21 protein-coding genes and 2 pseudogenes are annotated in these 20,595 nt (G+C 24.6%); 6 read left to right on the top strand and 17 right to left on the bottom strand.

What is annotated here, in order from left to right:
* Positions 1 to 38 precede the first annotated feature (38 nt).
* The 5 genes and pseudogenes from AACL11_RS07215 to AACL11_RS07195 all read left to right on the top strand — a co-directional run.
* Positions 39 to 572: a hypothetical protein gene (locus AACL11_RS07215; protein ID WP_338987100.1), complete on the top strand. Its 534-nt coding sequence runs from the start codon at positions 39 to 41 to the stop codon at positions 570 to 572.
* A gap of 508 nt (positions 573 to 1,080) precedes the next feature.
* A complete protein-coding gene (locus AACL11_RS07210; RefSeq protein WP_338987099.1) occupies positions 1,081 to 1,311 on the top strand; it encodes a hypothetical protein in 231 nt (76 codons plus the stop codon).
* A 37-nt stretch (positions 1,312 to 1,348) separates the two neighbouring features.
* A protein-coding gene (locus AACL11_RS07205) for an IS5 family transposase (RefSeq protein WP_422397925.1) occupies positions 1,349 to 2,138 on the top strand; the annotation gives its coding sequence in 2 pieces (ribosomal slippage) (positions 1,349 to 1,617 and positions 1,616 to 2,138; 792 coding nt in all).
* A gap of 136 nt (positions 2,139 to 2,274) precedes the next feature.
* Complete coding sequence (locus AACL11_RS07200) at positions 2,275 to 3,288, top strand: IS3 family transposase (protein WP_338986622.1); 1,014 nt, start codon at positions 2,275 to 2,277, stop codon at positions 3,286 to 3,288.
* Between the two features lie 74 nt (positions 3,289 to 3,362).
* Positions 3,363 to 4,211: pseudogene (locus tag AACL11_RS07195) on the top strand (IS3 family transposase); the annotation flags it as partial.
* 286 nt (positions 4,212 to 4,497) lie between these two features.
* On the opposite strand, the gene lpdA reads toward AACL11_RS07195, so the two are convergent.
* From lpdA to AACL11_RS07130, 13 genes are all read right to left on the bottom strand, one after another.
* Positions 4,498 to 5,994, bottom strand: a complete 1,497-nt coding sequence (lpdA, locus tag AACL11_RS07190) for a dihydrolipoyl dehydrogenase (RefSeq protein ID WP_338987094.1) — start codon at positions 5,992 to 5,994, stop codon at positions 4,498 to 4,500.
* A gap of 16 nt (positions 5,995 to 6,010) precedes the next feature.
* Positions 6,011 to 7,312, bottom strand: coding sequence for a dihydrolipoamide acetyltransferase family protein (locus AACL11_RS07185; protein ID WP_338987091.1), 1,302 nt, complete (start codon positions 7,310 to 7,312; stop codon positions 6,011 to 6,013).
* Between the two features lie 30 nt (positions 7,313 to 7,342).
* Complete coding sequence (locus tag AACL11_RS07180; RefSeq protein WP_286642632.1) at positions 7,343 to 8,383, bottom strand: alpha-ketoacid dehydrogenase subunit beta; 1,041 nt, start codon at positions 8,381 to 8,383, stop codon at positions 7,343 to 7,345.
* 2 nt (positions 8,384 to 8,385) lie between these two features.
* Positions 8,386 to 9,543 (bottom strand): thiamine pyrophosphate-dependent enzyme, encoded by a 1,158-nt coding sequence (locus tag AACL11_RS07175; RefSeq protein ID WP_338987088.1) that lies wholly within the window; start codon positions 9,541 to 9,543, stop codon positions 8,386 to 8,388.
* A gap of 363 nt (positions 9,544 to 9,906) precedes the next feature.
* Positions 9,907 to 10,347, bottom strand: a complete 441-nt coding sequence (gene msrB, locus AACL11_RS07170; RefSeq protein WP_338957257.1) for a peptide-methionine (R)-S-oxide reductase MsrB — start codon at positions 10,345 to 10,347, stop codon at positions 9,907 to 9,909.
* 29 nt (positions 10,348 to 10,376) lie between these two features.
* Positions 10,377 to 11,573: an NADH-dependent flavin oxidoreductase gene (locus AACL11_RS07165; RefSeq protein WP_338987086.1), complete on the bottom strand. Its 1,197-nt coding sequence runs from the start codon at positions 11,571 to 11,573 to the stop codon at positions 10,377 to 10,379.
* A gap of 1 nt (position 11,574) precedes the next feature.
* Positions 11,575 to 12,612: a lipoate--protein ligase gene (locus AACL11_RS07160; RefSeq protein WP_338987083.1), complete on the bottom strand. Its 1,038-nt coding sequence runs from the start codon at positions 12,610 to 12,612 to the stop codon at positions 11,575 to 11,577.
* A 37-nt stretch (positions 12,613 to 12,649) separates the two neighbouring features.
* Positions 12,650 to 12,985 carry a hypothetical protein gene (locus AACL11_RS07155; protein ID WP_338979568.1) on the bottom strand — a complete coding sequence of 112 codons (336 nt, stop codon included), beginning with the start codon at positions 12,983 to 12,985 and terminating at the stop codon, positions 12,650 to 12,652.
* A 73-nt stretch (positions 12,986 to 13,058) separates the two neighbouring features.
* A complete protein-coding gene (locus AACL11_RS07150) occupies positions 13,059 to 13,691 on the bottom strand; it encodes an alpha/beta hydrolase (RefSeq protein ID WP_338987081.1) in 633 nt (210 codons plus the stop codon).
* A gap of 24 nt (positions 13,692 to 13,715) precedes the next feature.
* Positions 13,716 to 14,123, bottom strand: coding sequence for a hypothetical protein (locus AACL11_RS07145; RefSeq protein ID WP_338987079.1), 408 nt, complete (start codon positions 14,121 to 14,123; stop codon positions 13,716 to 13,718).
* Between the two features lie 235 nt (positions 14,124 to 14,358).
* A complete protein-coding gene (locus tag AACL11_RS07140) occupies positions 14,359 to 15,207 on the bottom strand; it encodes a hypothetical protein (protein ID WP_338987077.1) in 849 nt (282 codons plus the stop codon).
* Positions 15,208 to 15,216: 9 nt separating this feature from the next.
* Positions 15,217 to 15,945: a hypothetical protein gene (locus AACL11_RS07135; RefSeq protein ID WP_338987075.1), complete on the bottom strand. Its 729-nt coding sequence runs from the start codon at positions 15,943 to 15,945 to the stop codon at positions 15,217 to 15,219.
* A 45-nt stretch (positions 15,946 to 15,990) separates the two neighbouring features.
* Entirely contained in the window at positions 15,991 to 16,395 is a 405-nt protein-coding gene (locus AACL11_RS07130) for a hypothetical protein (protein WP_338987073.1), read from the bottom strand.
* Between the two features lie 195 nt (positions 16,396 to 16,590).
* On the opposite strand from AACL11_RS07130, the gene AACL11_RS07125 reads away from it, so the two are divergent.
* On the top strand, positions 16,591 to 17,604 hold the full coding sequence (locus AACL11_RS07125; protein ID WP_338986622.1) for an IS3 family transposase: 1,014 nt from the start codon (positions 16,591 to 16,593) through the stop codon (positions 17,602 to 17,604).
* On the opposite strand, the gene AACL11_RS07120 is transcribed toward AACL11_RS07125, so the two are convergent.
* The 4 genes and pseudogenes from AACL11_RS07120 to AACL11_RS07105 all read right to left on the bottom strand — a co-directional run bounded on the left by AACL11_RS07120 (position 17,601) and on the right by AACL11_RS07105 (position 20,573).
* On the bottom strand, positions 17,601 to 18,275 hold the full coding sequence (locus AACL11_RS07120; protein ID WP_338987071.1) for a hypothetical protein: 675 nt from the start codon (positions 18,273 to 18,275) through the stop codon (positions 17,601 to 17,603). The genes AACL11_RS07125 and AACL11_RS07120 overlap by 4 nt on opposite strands.
* Positions 18,276 to 19,139: 864 nt before the next feature.
* Positions 19,140 to 19,304 carry a hypothetical protein gene (locus AACL11_RS07115; protein ID WP_338987069.1) on the bottom strand — a complete coding sequence of 55 codons (165 nt, stop codon included), beginning with the start codon at positions 19,302 to 19,304 and terminating at the stop codon, positions 19,140 to 19,142.
* A gap of 148 nt (positions 19,305 to 19,452) precedes the next feature.
* A pseudogene (locus tag AACL11_RS10560) lies at positions 19,453 to 19,842 on the bottom strand (ATP-binding cassette domain-containing protein); the annotation flags it as partial.
* Positions 19,843 to 19,844: 2 nt separating this feature from the next.
* Positions 19,845 to 20,573 carry a hypothetical protein gene (locus AACL11_RS07105; protein ID WP_338987065.1) on the bottom strand — a complete coding sequence of 243 codons (729 nt, stop codon included), beginning with the start codon at positions 20,571 to 20,573 and terminating at the stop codon, positions 19,845 to 19,847.
* Positions 20,574 to 20,595 lie beyond the last annotated feature (22 nt).

The following is a 20,595-nucleotide window of genomic DNA, read 5'->3' as shown; positions in this document are numbered from 1 at the left end:
TACTTGATAAATGTCAAGATAAAGTTAAAACTGAAAAATTGAAAGAAAACTTTGATCTTTTCAAAGAAATAAATTTATTTGAAGAAAATATAGAAGATTGTCCAAAAAAATCTAAAAATAAACTAAATTGTTATTTTTCACAAAAACATAAATCAAAAAAATTATTTTTTGAAAAAGTTAAAACTGAAAAATTGAAAGAAAACGTTGAACTTTTCAAAGAAATAAATTTATTTGAAGAAAATGTAGAAAATTGTCCAAAAAAATCTAAAAATAAACTAAATTGTTATTTTTCACAAAAACATAAATCAAAAAAATTATTTTTTGAAAAAGTTAAAACTGAAAAATTGAAAGAAAACGTTGAACTTTTCAAAGAAATAAATTTATTTGAAGAAAATGTAGAAAATTGTCCAAAAAAATCTAAAAATAAACTAAATTGTTATTTTTCACAAAAACATAAATCAAAAAAATGATTTTTTGAAAAAGTTAAAACTGAAGTTAATAATAACGAACATTATTTTGAAAAACTTTTTAGTTGTGAAAATCTTTTAAAAGATTTTCAATATTATTATTAAGGTTAAAAATTAAAAAATATACTTTTTTATCAATTATTTAAGAAAATTTTATGTAATCAGAATGTTGTTTTAAATAATATTTTTAATTAGAAAAAAATAAATAATTGAATACCAATAAGAATACAGATGTATATTAGTAGTTAATTATAAATATCAAAAATATATAAAATTAAAAAGGTTTTAATTTTTTTAGTAAATAAAACTAAAAAAACTTTATTTTAGTAGTATAATAAAAATACTTACTTAGTTAAGGGTAAGTAAATATTCATTGCGGTTGGCACCTAACAGTGAATAGGAGTTACCATTATTGGTAACTCTTTTATTTTAAATAATTATTATATACCTCAAAATTTAATAATATTTAAATTATTTATATAATATGAAAATAAAAAATATTGTAAAAATTTCTAAAATTTGGTAAAAAATAAGTGTAAAACTAAATATAGTTTTTAACCCATTGCTTTGTTTGTAAGTAAATAGGTTTTATTTTACTAAGAAGGTGTATAAAATGCGTGATAATGATAAAAGAAAATCAACAACATTTCAGCGAATAATGGAAAATAATCCAGAAAATATTTTTGCTCAAACCGATGGTTCTATAAAAAAAAGACATGGAGGTTTAGCAATAAAATCTTCTAGAAGTGAAAATAGTTTAAATGAAGCAAATAATGATAGTAATGTTTTAAATAAATATAAATATAATTGTCTTAGAACCTGTTTGGAATCTTTTATAAAATAACGTAAAATGACTATATATTTTAAGATAAGGGGTATATATGCATAAAAATTATCCAAGTCATGTTACTAAAGAACAATTTGAGAACATAAGATCAATTTTAGAAAATAACAAAAAGAAAACAAAACCAAGAAATTTAGATTTATATGAAGTATTTTGTGCAGTTTTATATGTATTAAAAAGTGAATGTCAATGAAGAATGTTACCAAAAAATTTTCCAAAATGACAAACTGTATATTATTATTTTCAAATTTGAAGTAAAAATAGTGATAAAGAACCTAGCACTTGACAAGTAATTTTAAAAAAAATTAGTTAGAAAAGTTCGTATCAATAATGGTAGAAAAGAACAAACTAGTTTTTGTATAATTGATTCACAAAGTGTTAAAAACACAGATACTGCTAAAAATAAAGGTTATGATGCTGGTAAAAAAATTTCAGGAATAAAGCGTCATATTGCTGTTGATTCTCAAGGCTTACCACATGCAATTTACATAACCACAGCAGAAAAAAAAGATCGTAACAGTGCTATAATAATGATTGAAAATGAAAAAGAAAATTTATCTAAAGTTCAAAAAATACTAGTAGATGCTGGTTATACTAGTGAAAAATTTGCTTTTAAAATCAAAACAATCATAAATGCAAATGTTCAAGTTATCAAACGTAATGAATTACATTCTTTTGTAGTATTACCAAAAAGATGAGTTGTAGAACGAAGTTTTGCATGATTAGAAAAATGCAGAAGATTATGAAAAAATTGTGAAAGAAAATTAAATACTAGCTTACAAATGGTTGTTCTCTCATTTATTTCAATTTTATTAAAAAGATCCTAAACAGATTCTAATAATAAATCTACTGCTTGTGATATTGGATCATTGTTATTAATATTGGATGGGGCCACTTAGCCCTTTTTACTAGACCATTAATTTAAAAAATCTGAATGTATTCTAAAAACAATTGTGTTATATAATGAACACTAATTTTGACCTGAAAGGATTTTTATTAATGGATAAAATTAAACAAATAGCATTAATAATTAACAAATTAAATATCAAAGAAAAAATTAAAATTATCGATGATTGCAAAAATCAATATTCAATTAGAAACTTATGTCAATATCTTCAATTAAACAGATCAACATATTACTTTTTAAAAAATAAACAAAAACTTATTAAAAAAGAAAAAAATCATATTATTAATTGCAATCATAAATATCAAGAATTATGCCAACTTTTAATCGAATTTCATTCTACAAGAAAAGGTAGAATTTATGGATATTTAAGAATTTTTTCAGCTTTTAAAGAGTGATTAAAACAAGAGAAAAATATCATTTTAAATATAGAATTATCAACAAAACAAATGCGAAAAATTATGAAAAAACACAATATTCAAGGATTAAAACAAACTAAAAATAACTATCCTAAAAACAAAAAAAATCCAAATAAGTGAATACCTACAATGGATAAAGTAAACAAAGATTACAAAAGTACAACCGCTTCAAATCAAATTTGATCAATGGATACTAAACAAATAAACACCAAAGAAGGTTGACTATATCTTTTTGTAATTATTGATTTTTATTCAAATAATGTTGTTAGTTATAATACATTTTCAAATAAATCATATCAAGATTTAATTCTTCCTGCACTTGAAAAAATAAACAACCAATTTTCTTGAAATCAAATAAAAAACGTTATTTTACATTCAGATAACGCCAACGAATTTTATTGTCAAGAAATTACAAAATGAGCAAAAAACAAACAAATAATTTTAAGCAAAAAACAACCATATGATATTGGCGGTAATGTCATATCTGAAAATTGATTTTCACATTTATCTCAAGAATGATTGCCTAAAGACTCAAATCAATATTTAACAATCAATGAAGCTATTAATGATGTAAATCAATATGTTATGTTTTATAATTATGAAAGAATACATTCTAAATTTTTAAAACCACCAATATTACAAATAAAAATTTAGAAATATCTATCAAAATATGGTCCAGTAATTAGGGCTAACCACCTTTTAAAGCAAGCAGCACTAATAATAGGCAGAAAATAGAAATTATTGTCAAAAATAAAGCTAAATATAAAATTCGCACAATGTGTCGTTTTTTAAAAATATCTAAATCAACATATTATTTTAATTTAAAGAAAAAAGAAAATAAAATCAAAAATAATATTTATGATGAAGCTGTTATTAGTGCTTTTAAAGAAAATAAAGAAGTTTATGGTACTAGAAAATTAAAAAAAATTCTAGAAAACCAAGAAATTTATTTATCGCGCAGAAAAATTAAAAAAATTATGAATGAACATAATTTAATATCAAAATATACTAAATTATCATTCAAAAATCATAATAACAAAGTTAACGATAGTCAAATAACTAATCTTGTTAATAGAAAATTTAAGAATAGGATTAAAAATGAAGTTATTGTTAGTGATTTAACTTATGTACAAGTTAATGGTAGGTGAAACTATATTTGCCTATTAATAGACCTATTTAACCGCGAAATTATCGGACATAGTGTTGGAGTTAAAAAAGATGCATCATTAGTACATCAAGCATTTATGCAATCAAATCGCTGTTTAAAAGATATTCAAATATTTCATAGTGATCGCGGTAATGAATTTAACAATAAAATTATTGATAAACTTTTACTAGCATTCAACATTAACCGTTCTTTAAGTAAAAAAGGTTGTCCTTATGATAATGCTGTTGCTGAAGCAACTTTTAAAACTTTTAAAACCGAATTTATTAATGATAAAAATTTTACATCATTAATCCAATTAAAATTAGAATTATTTGATTACATCAATTGATATAACAATATAAGAATTCACAGCACTTTAAACTACTTAACTCCAGTTAAATATCAACAACAAATGTCTACCAAAAAATAGTCCTAAAAAGTGTTGCCATTCCAATATTTTGCTTTTTAGCCATCTGTAACTCACTCTTTCTAGAAAATTAATTATATTTACTAGAACTAATTAAACATAGTTATTTTTGTAAGTTACACAGATTACTAAACATTACCGAAATAAATATTTACAAAAAGAAATTAACAGTAATACCACTAATTATTTTTTTGATAAAAAAAGAAGAAGCAATACTTTTTAATCAATATTATATTAATTTTACAATAAAAATGTACCTTTAAATTTTTAGGTACATTTTTATTATTTTCTATTTTTTATTAACTTTGTATCATTCTAATTCTAAATCTTGTGCAACATCCATAACTACTTCTGACATTGTTGGATGTGGATGACAAGAAGAGGCTAATTCAACAATAGTACCTTCCGTTTGCATAATATTAACAAATTCAGCAATTATATCAGTAGCCGTTGAACATAAAATATGAGCACCTAGGATTTCTCCATATTTTTTATCAATAATTATTTTAACAAAACCATCAGTCTCACCATCAGCCAATGCCTTACCATTAATAGTAAATGGTATTTTCTTCATCAAATATTCTTTACCTAAAGATTTACATTCAGTTTCAGTTAAACCAACACTTGCCACTTCAGGGAATGAATAAATACAACTAGGCATTTTATTATAATCTACTTCTTGCTCTTTCAATGGCTGATTATCAGCATCCGTTCTACCTTCTTTAACTAAAATATTATTAAGTGCTGCTAATCCTTGTGTTGACGCAACGTGAGCAAGCATTCTTTGACCATTAGCATCTCCAATTACATATATATTATTAATAACATTATTGTTAGCATCTAAAGCTTCCAATTTATTATTTACGGCAAATGCTTGATTAGGCTTAATTTGAATTCCCAAATTAGTAAAACCTTCAGTAATTGGCGTTCTTCCAGTACTTAATAAACAATAGTCGCTAGTTACTGTTAATGGTTTTTTATGTTCTTTATCGGTTGCAGCATAATAAGTTAAAGTTTTATCCTTTAATTCATTAACACTATGACCAGTAATAATATTAACACCATTTTTTTCAAGAATTTTAGTTAAAGTTGTACTAATATCTTCATCTAGTAATGCTAAAATACGATCTAAATATTCAATAATAGTAACTTTAGTACCAAGTGTATTAAATAAACAAGCAAATTCAATTCCAATAACACCACCACCAATAATAGTTAGTGTTTTTGGAACTTCTTTTAAAGAAAGAATTTCAGTCGAAGTTAATAATGTTTGGTTTGTTTTTAAATCTTTTTCACTTAAACCTTGTGGACCATTAGGATTATCAAACATTTTTACTTTTGAACCAGTAGCAATTATCATATATTTAGTAGTATATTTCTTTTCTTTACCGTCTTTAGCTTTCACTAAAATCGTATTTTTATCAATAGCACTTCCAGTTCCTAATAATTGTTCAACTTTATTAGATTTCATTAAAAAGCCAACACCACCAGTTAAACCTTTAACAACACCAGCTTTACGATCTTGCATTACTTTTCAATTAATTTCAATATTTTTTTTATCTTTAATAGCAACACCATATTTATCAGCATTTTCAATATAATGAAAAACTTTTGCGCCCTTTAGTAACGTCTTAGTAGGAATACATCCAACATTTAAACAGACTCCACCTCAGTTATCTTTTTCAACAATTGCAGTTTTTAAACCCATCTTTGCTGCTCGAGCCGCTGTTACATAACCACCAGGACCTGCCCCGATAATTATTAAATCAAAATCATAGTTAGACATCTTTTACATTTTCTCCTTAAGCTAAAATTAATGTTGGATTTTCTAATAACTCTTTAAGTCGAGAAAGGAAATAACCAGCAGGTGCACCATCAATAACACGATGATCAATTGAAAATGATAATGGAAAGAACTTATGTTCAACAATTTTACCATCAGCAATAATTAGTTTTTTTTGCATCATTCCTAGACCCAGAATTGCTACTTCTGGATAATTAATAACTGGTGTTCCCATTTCAATTCCTGCTGAACCAAAATTAGTAATAGTAAATGATCCACCTTGCATTTCATCACCTTTTAATAGCCCTTTACGAGCTTTATCACCCAATGAATTAACTTGTCTTGCTATTTCAAATAATGAAAGTTGATCAGCATTTTTAATAACAGGAACTACTAAACCCTTTTCAGTATCAGCTGCCATACCAATGTTATAATATTTTTTAACAAGAATTTCATTATTAGCCATGTTCAAAGTTGAATTAAGTAATTTAAATTGTTCTTCTTTTAACGCTTTAGCAACAGCCTTTACAAAGAATGGCATAAATGTTAATTTAGCACTACCATCTGGATCTTTTTCCGCTGGTTCTTTTAAAGTTGCACGTAATTGTACTAAGTTTTCAGCATCAACATTAATCATTAAACTAACATGTGGTGCTGTATAAACTGATAATGACATTTGATTAGCAACAGCCTTACGAATTCCTGATAATGGTAAATGTTCAACATTACCAAAACTTTCGATTTTAGTAACATTAATACCTTGTGAACTAATAGTTGTAGCAGAAACTGAAGATATTGAATTAATAGGTGTTGTTGATGCAGTAGCACTAGTTGTTGTACCACCATTCTTGGCATTTAATAAATCATCTTTTAAAATTCTACCACGAGGACCAGTTCCTTTAATTGTTCCCATATCAACACCTAAGTCACGAGCCATTCTACGTGCTAATGGTGTTGCTAATACTTTACCCGTTTGTTGAATAGGTTGCACATTTTGTTTTGGTAATTCAACTGGTGATACTGTAGATGTACTAGCAACTGATTCAGATTTTGGTGAAGAATTTGTTGATGAAGGACTTTTATTATCACTAATTGTCCCACCAAACTCAACAATAACAGCACCTGACTTAATACTATCTCCTTCTTTAACAAGAATCTTAGAAACTTTACCATCTGCTTCGGCTTTAATACTATCTGAAGCTTTATCTGCTTCGATATCAACAACATTATCACCTTTTTTTACATTATCTCCAACTTTAACATGAATTTGAGTTACAGTAACTTCATCGATTCCATCCATATCTTTAAACTTCAATTCCATCTTTTCACTTTCCTTTCTTTAAACAACTAACTAAACTGGATAATTCATCATTAGTTTAACTTTTTCCATAATTTTATCTGGACTAATTATAAATCATTTTTCACCTTTAGACAGTGGAACAGTAATATCATAACCCGTTAATCTTGTTGGAGGACATTCTAAATATTCAAAACACTTTTCATTAACAACGGTAATAATTTCTGAGGCAACTGAAAATGAACGAACCGCTTCTGAAACAACTAATAATCTTCCTGTTTTTTTAACAGAATTAACAACTGTTTCTTCATCTCATGGTTGTAATGTTTGTAAATCAATTAATTCAATTTTAAAATTTTCTTTTTCTTCTAAAATTTTAACAGCAGCTTCACAATCATAAACTTTTGAACCATAAGTTACAATCGTTAAATCAGGTTTTTCTTCAGCCTTATATTCTTTAAGAACTTTAGCTTTACCAAGAACAGCCACTTCATAAGCATCACTAACTTCTTCTCTAACATCATATGTATAATTATTGCTAGTATAACTATTGAAATAAGTTCCTAAACATTCTAAAACAATAACAGGATCTGGACTTTCAATTGCTGCCAATAATAATTTTTTAGTATCATTAGGTTTTGAAGTCATAACTACTTTTAAACCTGGAATATGACAAAATAAAGCTTCAATTGCTTCTGAATGATGCTCCAAAGCACCATTATTACCATTATTTCAATCATATGAAGGCATACGTACTACCATTGGACAAGTGAATCTACCACGAGAACGATTTCTCATTCGTGCAGCATGACATAACAATTGTTGAAAAGCAGGGAAAGCAAATCCTGAAAATTGCATTTCAATAATTGGATTTAAACCATTAATTGCCATTCCAACGGCACTACCAGCAATAACTGCTTCAGCAATTGGTGCATCAAAACAACGATTAACGCCAAATTTTGCTTGTAAACCTTTAGTTGCTCGAAAAACACCACCAACATTACCGGCATCTTCACCATAAACAACAACATTAGGATTTTTTTTCATTGCTAATTCTAAGGCTAAAGTAATAGCTTGCACATTATTTCTTTTCATAATTATTTTTTCTCTCCTTCATTGAAGAAAGCTTTTGCTTCTGCTTTTTGTTCTATTAATTGTGGTGTTAATTTTTCATATGTATAATCAAATATTTCATCAATTGAAACACTTTCATTTTTTAATGCTCAAGTAATTGCATCATTAAACTTTTTAGTAATTTGTTTATCTAATTCTGCTTGTTTGTTGTCATCTCAAAGTTTAATTGATTTTAAATATTCTCTAATACGATCGATTGGATCTTTTTTTAATCATTCTTGTTCAATTTTATAATCTTCAGCAGAAAAATAATCTTTTTTAATATCAAAAGCAGAATGCGCATTTTGACGATAAGTAACAGCTTCAATTAATGAAGGACCATTACCTTTTTTTGCTCTTTCAATTGCTTCTTGTGTAGCATAATAAACAGCAAAAAAATCATTACCATCAACACGAATATTAGGTACACCAAATGCTGTTCCTTTTTGTGCAAAAGTTGGACTCATTGTTGCTTTAGCAGTTGGTGTATCTAATGATCACTGATTATTTTCAACAAAGAAAACAACAGCTAATTTATGGATAGCAGCAAAATTAATTGCTTCAGAAAACTCACCTTCAGAAGTACCACCATCACCAATCGTAGTAATAACAATTCCTTTATCTTTTTTATATTTTTCAGCAAAAGCAATACCTGTTGCATGTGAATATTGAGTAGCAATTGGAATATTAACTGGTAAAATATTAACATCTTTCGGCATTTGACTTCCCATTTCATTTCCTAATCAATATTGAATTACTTTTTCAACTGGATATCCAGCAGTAATTCATGCTGCATTATTACGATAAGCTGGTACTAATCAATCAATACCTGGTCGTAAGCAACTAGCATAAGCAACTTCAACACCTTCTTGACCTTTTGAAGATAAAAAGTTAATAACTTTTCCGATTACTTTTGGAATTCCATTTACTAATTTAACTTGTCCTTTTTCATCTTTTTCATAGTTTAATTCCATTTGCATTTGTTCTTGTATTCGTGAAAAACACATGTTTTCATATGCTTTTAATAAAACCTTACTATCAAATTTTTTTAAATAATCAACAAAATTAGGATTAATTACTCCTTTTTCATTTAATATTTGAAAAATTTCTTTTTGGGAATTATCAAATTTCTCAACTCACATTTAAATTTTCCTCCTAAATATTTTAGTTAATTGCAGTTACACTTTTAATTATACTAATTTTTAAAATAATGAATGAACATACCTTTTCATTATACTACTAATAATTGTTGGTTCAAGATAATTTGTACTAAAATATTAATTTATCTCCGGTTTTATTAATATACTATTTTTTTTATTTCCTATTATCATGTAAAAATGAAAAATATATTCTAACAATAAACAAAACAGAAAAAATAATTTAAATCATAATATCATTGTTTATTTATTTTTTACAACATAAAGTCCTAATAAAATTAGGACTTTATAATAAAATTTATAATCATAAAACATTATCAAGATAATAAATATACAATAAAAATATTTTTATTTAATGTAAGATAAATATTCTTCATATCCTTCTGTAATCATTTCTGATAACGGAATAAAACGTAAAGCTGCTGAATTAATACAATAGCGTAAACCGCCTTCTTTTTGTGGACCATCCTTAAAAACATGCCCTAAATGAATATCAGTTTTTTTAGAACGTACTTCAGTACGCTGCAACATTAGGTTAGTATTATCTTCCTTTTTAAGGATAACTATTTCACTAATTGGTCTTGTAAAACTTGGTCAGCCATGACCAAAATTACATTTATCTGATGATGCAAATAATGGTTCACCTGATAAAATATCGACATAAATTCCCTTTTCCTTATTATCTCAATATTTATTTTTAAAAGGAAGTTCCGTTACTGAATTTATAATGACCTCATATTGTAAAGTAGTTAACTCATTAATAGTTTTAATTTTTCATTTTTGTTTCATATTTTTATTACCTTTTTCTAAACAAAATATTAATTTTTAGTTGAATAATTATTTTCTAACTTTCTTAACTCATCCCTAGTATCTTTAGGTAAACTTTCACCATAATCCATAAGTTTAACCATTTCCTTAAAAGCAGCTTTAGGAATAGCTAATTTTTCAATATCTTTTTTAGTAATATGTAAATTAATTTTATCAATTTGCATAGTTTTTATTTTTCTAACAAAATCAGGTTCGGCTACAAAAACAGAAGATAATCCTATCATATCTCCATATTCTAAGGCTTCTAAACATTTATCAGGACTATTTATACCACCACTAACAATAACAGGAATACGTTGATTAATGTGTTGATAAACAACTTTATTCACTAATTGATTAAAATATTCCCCCTGAGATTGAACTTTATATTTATATATATTTCTTCCCCAACTAGCTAGTGCTAAATAATCAATTTTAATGTTTATTAATACTTGATCCATGAATTGTAAAAAATCTTCAATTGGATAACCTATTTCTTGACCTCTAGTTTCTTCAGCTGTAGCTCGATATCCTAAAATAAAATTTTCACTAGCATGCTTATTAATTGTTTCTCTTACTGCTTGTAAAATTTCTAATCCCAAACGTGAACGATTTTCTAAATTTTGATTACCATAAATGTCATTTCTTTGATTACTAATTACTGAAAAAAAAGCTTGAATTAAAAGTTTTTGTGCTGAAGAAATTTCGACACCATCAAAACCAGCTTCAATAGCCCTTAAGGTAGCTTTTTGATAATCTTTAATTAATTCTTTGATTTGCTTAATACTCAGTTCTTGAACTTCATGTGGAAAAGGATACATAAAAGATTGCTTAGAAGGTCCAACTACATAACCTAAACGATTTAAACTAATTATAGAAAAACGACCTGAATGTGCTAACTGTAAAATAGCTTTTGCACCTTTTGATTTCATAGCATTAGCAACTTGTTTTAATGAATCAATATGTTCATCATTAGCAGCAGAAAAACCAAATTCAAAAATTTGTCCCTCTAAATTAATATAAGCAGCACTAGATATCGCTAAGTATGCACTATGAGCTCTTTTAAGAGCATAATCAATATCTTCTTTACTAGCAAAACCATCATAACTAGAAACATTTAAGGTAATTGGTGAAAGCACAAACCGATTATCAAAAACAAAATTTTTAATTTTGATTGGTGAAAATAACTTAGAATATTTTTTATTCATGTTAACTCAAAATTAATTCTAAAAATTGGTCATTATCTATTTTCTTTAAAAAATATGAAGAAATATCCAATTCTTGTAATTTTATTTTTAAATCTTGTTTAATCATTTTAGTACCTTCAAGACCTTTCTCAAAAATAGTTAAATCTTTTGTAGCAAAAAAATCACCACTAATTTTGCAACTTTTAATTTTACCATTATCAATTATTAATGAAATATTCATTGTTCCAATTTCTAAACGTGCTTCACGATTATATTGATAGCGAGGACTTAAACCATAAACCCATTCTCAATTCTTATACTTTTGATCAACTAACTTGTCAATTTCTAGTCATTGCTCATTTGATAAAACGTATCGTTCAACATCTGCTATTTTTTCTACATTCATCAATCGTTTAATAATTTCATCTTTAAACTCAAAAATAGTTAATTTTTTGAATTGTTCATTAAGGTGATTTTTTAATTTATCTACTCTTTGATTAATTGATTTAATTCCTTTTGATTCAATTTTTTTACGACTTGGTTTAAGTGCCAAGATCATAGCATCCAAATCAATATCATAAAGTAATGAATAACCACCATAAATAATATTATCTTCTTTTAACATAGCTGCTCCAGAAACTTTTTTACCATTAATTGCCAAATCATTTTTTCCACTTTGCATGATATTTTTAATCCCCATATCTTTAAGCACTTTTATAATTGGCTTATAGAATTCTTGGTAATTAGCATAAATCGAATTAGTATTAGAATTTAATGGAATTAAAAAACAAAAATTTACTGAATTTGAATCAATAAAAATAGCTCCTCCTCCAGTATCACGACGCACAACTGGAATATTATTTTTATCCAAATATTCTTTATTAACTTCAACCTCTGGATTTTGAAAATATCCCAATTGAATATGAGGATCACAAATAAAAGGAAATATTATCGTTTTGTTTTTTACTTTTAAATTATGTAGTGCTCATACTTGAATCGCTAAAGCATAAGCTCCATCTTTGATATATTTACCATTTCTTATAGGTTCAATTAAAATCATAATATTCCTCCAATTTTATTAAATTTGTAAATCAATTTTAATTATCTTCAAGTTCTAAAAATTCTTTTTCAACTACATCTGTTAATTTCAAAATTCAATTATCTTTAGACTTTTTTGAATTGAAAAGAGTTGGATTTTCAATTGCTCTTTGATTATATTCCAAAACCTTTCCTGTTAGTGGACTGCGCGCATGCAAAATAGCTTTTGAAGCCTCTACTGTTAATACTAAATCATTTTTATTAACTACATCATTTTCTGTATTATATTTAACATAACACGCCATACCCATATCATCTTGTAATTTGGGTGTAGGACTAATTATGTATATATTATCTCTTTTTTCTATTATTAAACAATTTGCATTTTTTTTCATTTTTACCCCCTAAAATAAAATAAGAAATGTTCAATGAATAAATTAAGACTATAGTAATTTTTCTTAACTCTATCTAATTATTATTCATTTCATATTTATTTATAAATTTTTTTATCTCATTAATATAAGTTTGATGAGCATTTGGCAAAGTTTCAACATGACCAATATTTTCTAAAAATAAATAATTATAATTTTTATTATTACCTTTAATTTGAAAATTATGAATAACATTAGCCATGAAAAATGGGACAAAATCATCTTTTTTACCATGAATTAATAAGGTAGGAACTTTAAATCCTGTTTTTAGTTTTTTTAATAAATCATATTCTAAAATATTTGTATTTGTAAATTTTTGATATCTTTTAGATATACCATTACTAATTAATCATCAAGGTTTTTTATAACGATATTGCATGACGTAACGAAATTGAACAAGTAGATTAGAGAATCCACAATCAGTAATTGCTCAATTAATTGAACTGATTGGTGCATAATTCAACAAATAATAATTAATTGTTGATGCGCCCATACTATTACCAATTAAACCAATTGTTTCAACTTGATAATTAGTCTTTAATCAATTAATTAAACAATTAACATCTTGCGCACAAGTAAGACCAGTATCACTATATTGACCATAATTTTTACCATGAGCAACACTATCAAATGTTAAAATATTATATCCTTCTTCATAAAATCAAGACACTAACCTTAAAGCTAAATATTTATTTTAAGTTCAACCATGAAAACCAATAACTCATTTGTTGCTTTTATTTTTTTGAATAACAGCTAAACAACTAATATCTTCATTATTATTATTTTTAATAACAAATTCTTGATAATTTTCTTTTTTTCAATCAATTGGATAACCATATTTATTAAGTTCTTTAATCTTACAATCATAATAATGATAATCAAAACTATTAATATCAACTAATTGATCATCATTAATTTTAACATTTCCTTCTTTTTGATAAGTAAAACAAAATTTAAAAAATTGTTTTTGATATTTTTTTGAATAAAAATAAACAAAAGGAAATAATAAAATAACTAATAAAATTTTGCTAAAAGAATAACAAAATTTTTGATAACCATTCATTAAAATTTCGTCACTAACAGAATCATTTATTACCTTCATTTCCCAGTCTCTCCTATCTAACAAATTTGTATCAAATCCATATTTGATTAAAAAAATAACTAGTTTTATTTTTTATATACTGTGTCCTTTTTTTGTTACAATCTAATTTTCCTTAAAAAATATTTTTTTTCAAGATCTATTTTTAAATTTATAAAAATAATATATTATTCAATATTTAAATACACTTATTGAATATTTAAAAATTAAAAAATAAGAATATATTTTGTTTAATTGCTTATTTTCTAGTACCATGTAAAAAAGAAAAATATGATCCAACAGCAAACAAACCAATAAATGTTAGGCAAGAAAATACTGGTTGATAAATATTGGTGAATGATAGTTTATAATCAACTGAAGGAACAATCTGAAAAAAATTATAATAATTTTTATCACTTTGACTATAAAAAATAAAATTAATTCAAGTTATATATTTTTGTGGTACAAAATATCCAATAATAATGGTTGGTGTTGAAATTGTATATGTCATATCAATAAAAAAGTCACCAAATAAAATAGAAGTTAAAAAAATAATTATATTAATTATTTGAATTATATAAGGATTTTTTATAGAACCAGAAATTAATAAAGCCAAGAAAAAAATAACAATAATATTTAGACTAATACTAAATATAAGACCAAATCATTGTGAAAAAGTTTTCATTGCTAATATTCATACTGTCATGATATTAGTTCCTTGTAACTGATCAAGAAAAAATAAATATCCAAGTAATATAAATACTGTACAAAAAGAAATAACAAAAATAACAATTAATAAACTTAAAATAAATGCAATCTTATTGATACCAAAATTGTGTAATTGTTTTAAAAAAACTGATTCGCGTCATTGACAAATAATATGTCCAATTAAAAAAATATTAAATAATATTGGTAATAAAATATAACTAGAAACTATAATATAACGATTATATTTAATAATTGACTGTGATGTTAAAAAATAAACTAAACTAAGTAAAATAACAGGCATTATTAAAAAGTAAATATAAGTTCTAAATGTTTTTAAAATCGTTTTAAACATATAACTTATACAATGACTAAAAATTACTATACTATTTTTATTTTTCATATTTCACCTTTAAATTTCTATATTAAACACAAATGATTGTTGAGAAATAACATTATTGTTATAAACTGGTTTAATCATTAATTTTAACTGATTATGAATAGATTTTAAATTTTTTAAAAAATAATAGTTTTGACTAGTTTCGCCAATACGATATCATTTTTTTTCATCAAAATAATAAATAGCATAATAACTTAAATTTTCAATATTAACAGCATCTCATTGAAAACGAGCATTGTATAATATTTGATTATTAACTGTTCGATTAATTACATATTCTGATTTTGGATTTGAAATTACTGTATTTTCTTTGATTTGATTATTAGTTGTTGGACTATTTATTTCAAATTCACCAACATTAAACTTAAAATTATTATTAGTTGCTTTAATTTGTAATCCTAATTTAGAAATACGATTAAAAGTATTAATACCACCAATTTTCTTTAAATCTAAAGTAATTTTAACTCAACCACCTTGTAACTTTTCTTCATTATTTGGTGAAAAAGTTTGACGGTTTGCTATTAACGATTTTTGATCAGTAGTAGTAACTAAAAAATTAACTTTAGCATTATTATCACCATTAGTATTATAAATAAAGCTAATTTGATGGTCATTTTTAATTAAATTAGTTCCCATAATATCTCAATCATAAACTTTATTTGTATTTCAATCGCCATTAACTATACTACCTTCTTCATTAAAACCCGAACCAATAGCAATTGAATTTCCTTTTTCATACACTTGATCATAATCATAAAAACCAGAAATTTTAGAGATATCTAATGGTTATTCTGGATGAGCATCATCATAAATTTTTCATTGATAAGTTGGTAAAATATCAGTTAATCTACGATTTGTTCATGGATAATCATTAGCAACAATACTATTACCATTTTGATCATGATTAACAAATTTAATACCACTACCCATTGAAAAATTAGTTTTCTTATTTAAAATTTGATTATCATCAAATAAAGTAGTTCGTTCTTTAACTAAATCACCAATGCCATAACTTGATGAGTTATAACCATTATTAGTTAAATAATTATAAATAGTATCTTTTACAAATGGATTTGGTTTTCCTTTAGTAACTGCAGTTTTTATTCTAGGATCCGATATAAATGCTGCCTCTTGATAATTATCACTTGCATTTCAACCTTGATAATCATTTGCATTATTATTTGCTTGCATACCAATATTATTATTTCTAATAAAAGTATTTGTTCCTGAAAATTGAATATTATTAAATAAATTTGTTGTTTGTGTCGCAAATAAATAAGCTCTAGTATCATTAACATTATGATTTGGATGGGGCCACTTAGCCCTTTTTACTAGACCATTAATTTAAAAAATCTGAATGTATTCTAAAAACAATTGTGTTATATAATGAACACTAATTTTGACCTGAAAGGATTTTTATTAATGGATAAAATTAAACAAATAGCATTAATAATTAACAAATTAAATATCAAAGAAAAAATTAAAATTATCGATGATTGCAAAAATCAATATTCAATTAGAAACTTATGTCAATATCTTCAATTAAACAGATCAACATATTACTTTTTAAAAAATAAACAAAAACTTATTAAAAAAGAAAAAAATCATATTATTAATTGCAATCATAAATATCAAGAATTATGCCAACTTTTAATCGAATTTCATTCTACAAGAAAAGGTAGAATTTATGGATATTTAAGAATTTTTTCAGCTTTTAAAGAGTGATTAAAACAAGAGAAAAATATCATTTTAAATATAGAATTATCAACAAAACAAATGCGAAAAATTATGAAAAAACACAATATTCAAGGATTAAAACAAACTAAAAATAACTATCCTAAAAACAAAAAAAATCCAAATAAGTGAATACCTACAATGGATAAAGTAAACAAAGATTACAAAAGTACAACCGCTTCAAATCAAATTTGATCAATGGATACTAAACAAATAAACACCAAAGAAGGTTGACTATATCTTTTTGTAATTATTGATTTTTATTCAAATAATGTTGTTAGTTATAATACATTTTCAAATAAATCATATCAAGATTTAATTCTTCCTGCACTTGAAAAAATAAACAACCAATTTTCTTGAAATCAAATAAAAAACGTTATTTTACATTCAGATAACGCCAACGAATTTTATTGTCAAGAAATTACAAAATGAGCAAAAAACAAACAAATAATTTTAAGCAAAAAACAACCATATGATATTGGCGGTAATGTCATATCTGAAAATTGATTTTCACATTTATCTCAAGAATGATTGCCTAAAGACTCAAATCAATATTTAACAATCAATGAAGCTATTAATGATGTAAATCAATATGTTATGTTTTATAATTATGAAAGAATACATTCTAAATTTTTAAAACCACCAATATTACAAATAAAAATTTAGAAATATCTATCAAAATATGGTCCAGTAATTAGGGCTAACCACCGTCAATTTAATGGTGTATTTTCAAATGGATTTTTTGTCCCCACTATTGTATTATCAAAAGTACGATGTTTTCGTGTTGAAAATCCTAGTTGATTATAATTAATATTTTCATCTTGGTTACTTGAGTTGTATGTTGCTACAAATTGACGTTTCTGTAAAGGTACTGTTGCTCGATTATACTTTGCATCATAGTCTTTTTGTGGATTCCAATCTAAAATTGAATTCATTCTTAAATATTTTCGAGCTGAAGAAGTTATTCCAAAATCAGAAGCATAATTACCATTAGGCATAAAACCTTTATTTAAAGGAATGCCAGTCACTGCTTGTTTTTTAATGTTTTGTGTTCATTGAAAACCAGTATTAAATTTTGAATAATTTAAATAATGACCAGTATTGCTTGGTTTAACATTTCCCAAATCATTAATATTACCAATATTATTAATAATATTTTGCGAGTTAGTATTATCAAAATTAATACCATCTCCATAATCTGAATTTGTTCAGTCAAAATTTGGTAAACCATTTAAATAATCACTACCATCTAAACTACCAATATTACAAGTAACTACTAAACTAGCAGGAGCAGAAATTAAACTAAAAACACCAAAAAGTAATAATATTTTTTTCATCAATTTTTATCCTTTCATTCCTCAATTAAAAAATCTTTTTGATAAATAGGAAAACAACATAGTAAATATCAAGATTCCAATTAATGTTTGCCAAATACTAGTAAAAACAACAAATGATATTTCATTATAATTTTGAATAATTTGACTTATTCCTAGTGAATCTAAAAATTGATATGAAGTAATCAACATATTAAACCAAATAAAATATTTAGTTGGACATAAATAACCAATAACAATAAATATTAAATTATTGTTAGTTACTGTTGGTTGAATTAAAACATCCGAAAAAATAATGAAAAATATGGTAAAAATAGCAAGCATTACAAATGATAAATTAAACTTAGGAAAAAATGTTGTAATAAATATGTTAGCAACTGTTAAAAAAATGTTAATAATATCATAGCAAATATATAGAAAATTCAAATAAATCATCTAATATTAGAAAGTAAATTTAGATGAAAATTAAATATTGAAATTAAAGAATAAATATTATAACAAATAATATTAATACTTACTGATAATGATACCATTATTAAATTTGATAAAAAAATTGTTAAAATAATATAATATTCATTAATACCAATTATTTTTATTCTTTTTAAAAAGTTTTTCTTTCGCCATTCAATCATAAATATTCCTAAATAAAAAGATGAAATAAAAACTGATATTGATAAAAAATTTAACAAAATGGGGGGTAAAATTTGATAATAACTATAATTATTTCATAATCACGATGATAATGCAGAAATTAAAAAACCTAATAAAAATACAAAAATATAAGTTCTAGGATTTCCAAAAATTACTTTTGAAATTAAAGAAAAAAGTCTTGAAAATTTAGAAACAGTACTTTGTTTGAATAATTCTTTAGTTACCATTAACTTCATTTTGATAATACTCCACCATCATTTTACGTAAACTACCATATTTTTTTATAATTGCATCAATACTTTGGTCTTGATAAATTTCACCATTTTTTAAAATTACTACCCGATCACAAAGTAATTCAACTTCTTCTGGTGTGTGAAACAATTAATAAATTAATTTTTTTAATTTCTTTTCATGACTTAATAAAATTAACAAGTTTAATTTGCATTTTTAAATCTAAACCTGTAACTAACTCATCTAAAATTAAAATTTCAGGATCATTTAAAATTGATAAAAAACAATTAAATCTTTGTCTTTGACCACCCGAAAGTAAAGAAATTTCTTTTTTCAAAATATCATTTAACTCAAAAACATCAATTAATCCTTTGCCTTCTTCACTTTTAATATATTTTTTATTTTTATAAAATTTAATTAAATCAATAATTCGTGTACCAACTGGTCAATAACCTTATTGAAATTGAACACCAATTTTCCAACTAACCTTTTTACCAACATCATCAAGAAATAATACTTTACCTGATGTTGGTTTTAAAACTTGTGAAATAATTTCAACCAAAGTAGTTTTACCAGAACCATTAGCACCTAAAATAGCAAGTGATTGTGAAGCAGGTATCTCTAAATTAATATTTTTTAAAACCTGATTTTTACCATAATTTTTACTTATATTTTCTAGAATAATCATTTTTATTTTCCTTGTAAATTATTATTTAAAATTTCTTCATATAATTGATTAAACATTTTTTTCATATCAGAATCCAAAATTAATAGTGGCTTTACTGTTTTGTCACTGGGTGGTTTATTTCACATATATTCACCTTTATTATTTCGTTCCACATATTTATCAAAAGTGTAAAAATCAATATCAATTGATTTTTCAATTGTTCTACCTAAATCTTGAATTCAAATTTTTACTCATTGAAAATAAAAACCAGCTTCAAAATACTTCATAACTCATAAGTTTAAATATTCATTTGCATTAATATAATTACTACTTGGATCATTAATTTTATTAATAGTAAACTCAATAAAATATGTTCGCAATGTTAAGGCCATGTATATTTGCATTGATTGTGAATGAATAATTTTATTATTAATATAATCATTAATATCTGCTGTTGGTATACCAATTTCATCATAGCCAGGTTTACCAGCATTTTTACTTGCTGAATCACGGTATTTATCAAATTCAGCAAGATAAAAATTATTAAAACCATTAACAATATTATCATTAGTTTTACCTACTTTATCAATAGCATCTTGATATAAAAATTGTCAAACATTTAATTGATTTCTATCTTTTTTTGGTCAACCACGTGTTGGATAAAGAATATCATTTATACTATTTGTTTGATCAAAACTATTATTTACTAAAAATGTAATAACATTGCTAATTGGTGTTATAAAAATAAACATTATAAATAAAATCCATAAATAT

This window comes from Spiroplasma endosymbiont of Dasysyrphus albostriatus (assembly GCF_964019495.1).
Classification (GTDB): Bacteria; Bacillota_I; Bacilli_A; order Mycoplasmatales; family VBWQ01; genus Spiroplasma_E.
Note: the sequence above shows the minus strand (reverse complement) of the source record. Positions and strands in the feature narration are given on the sequence as shown.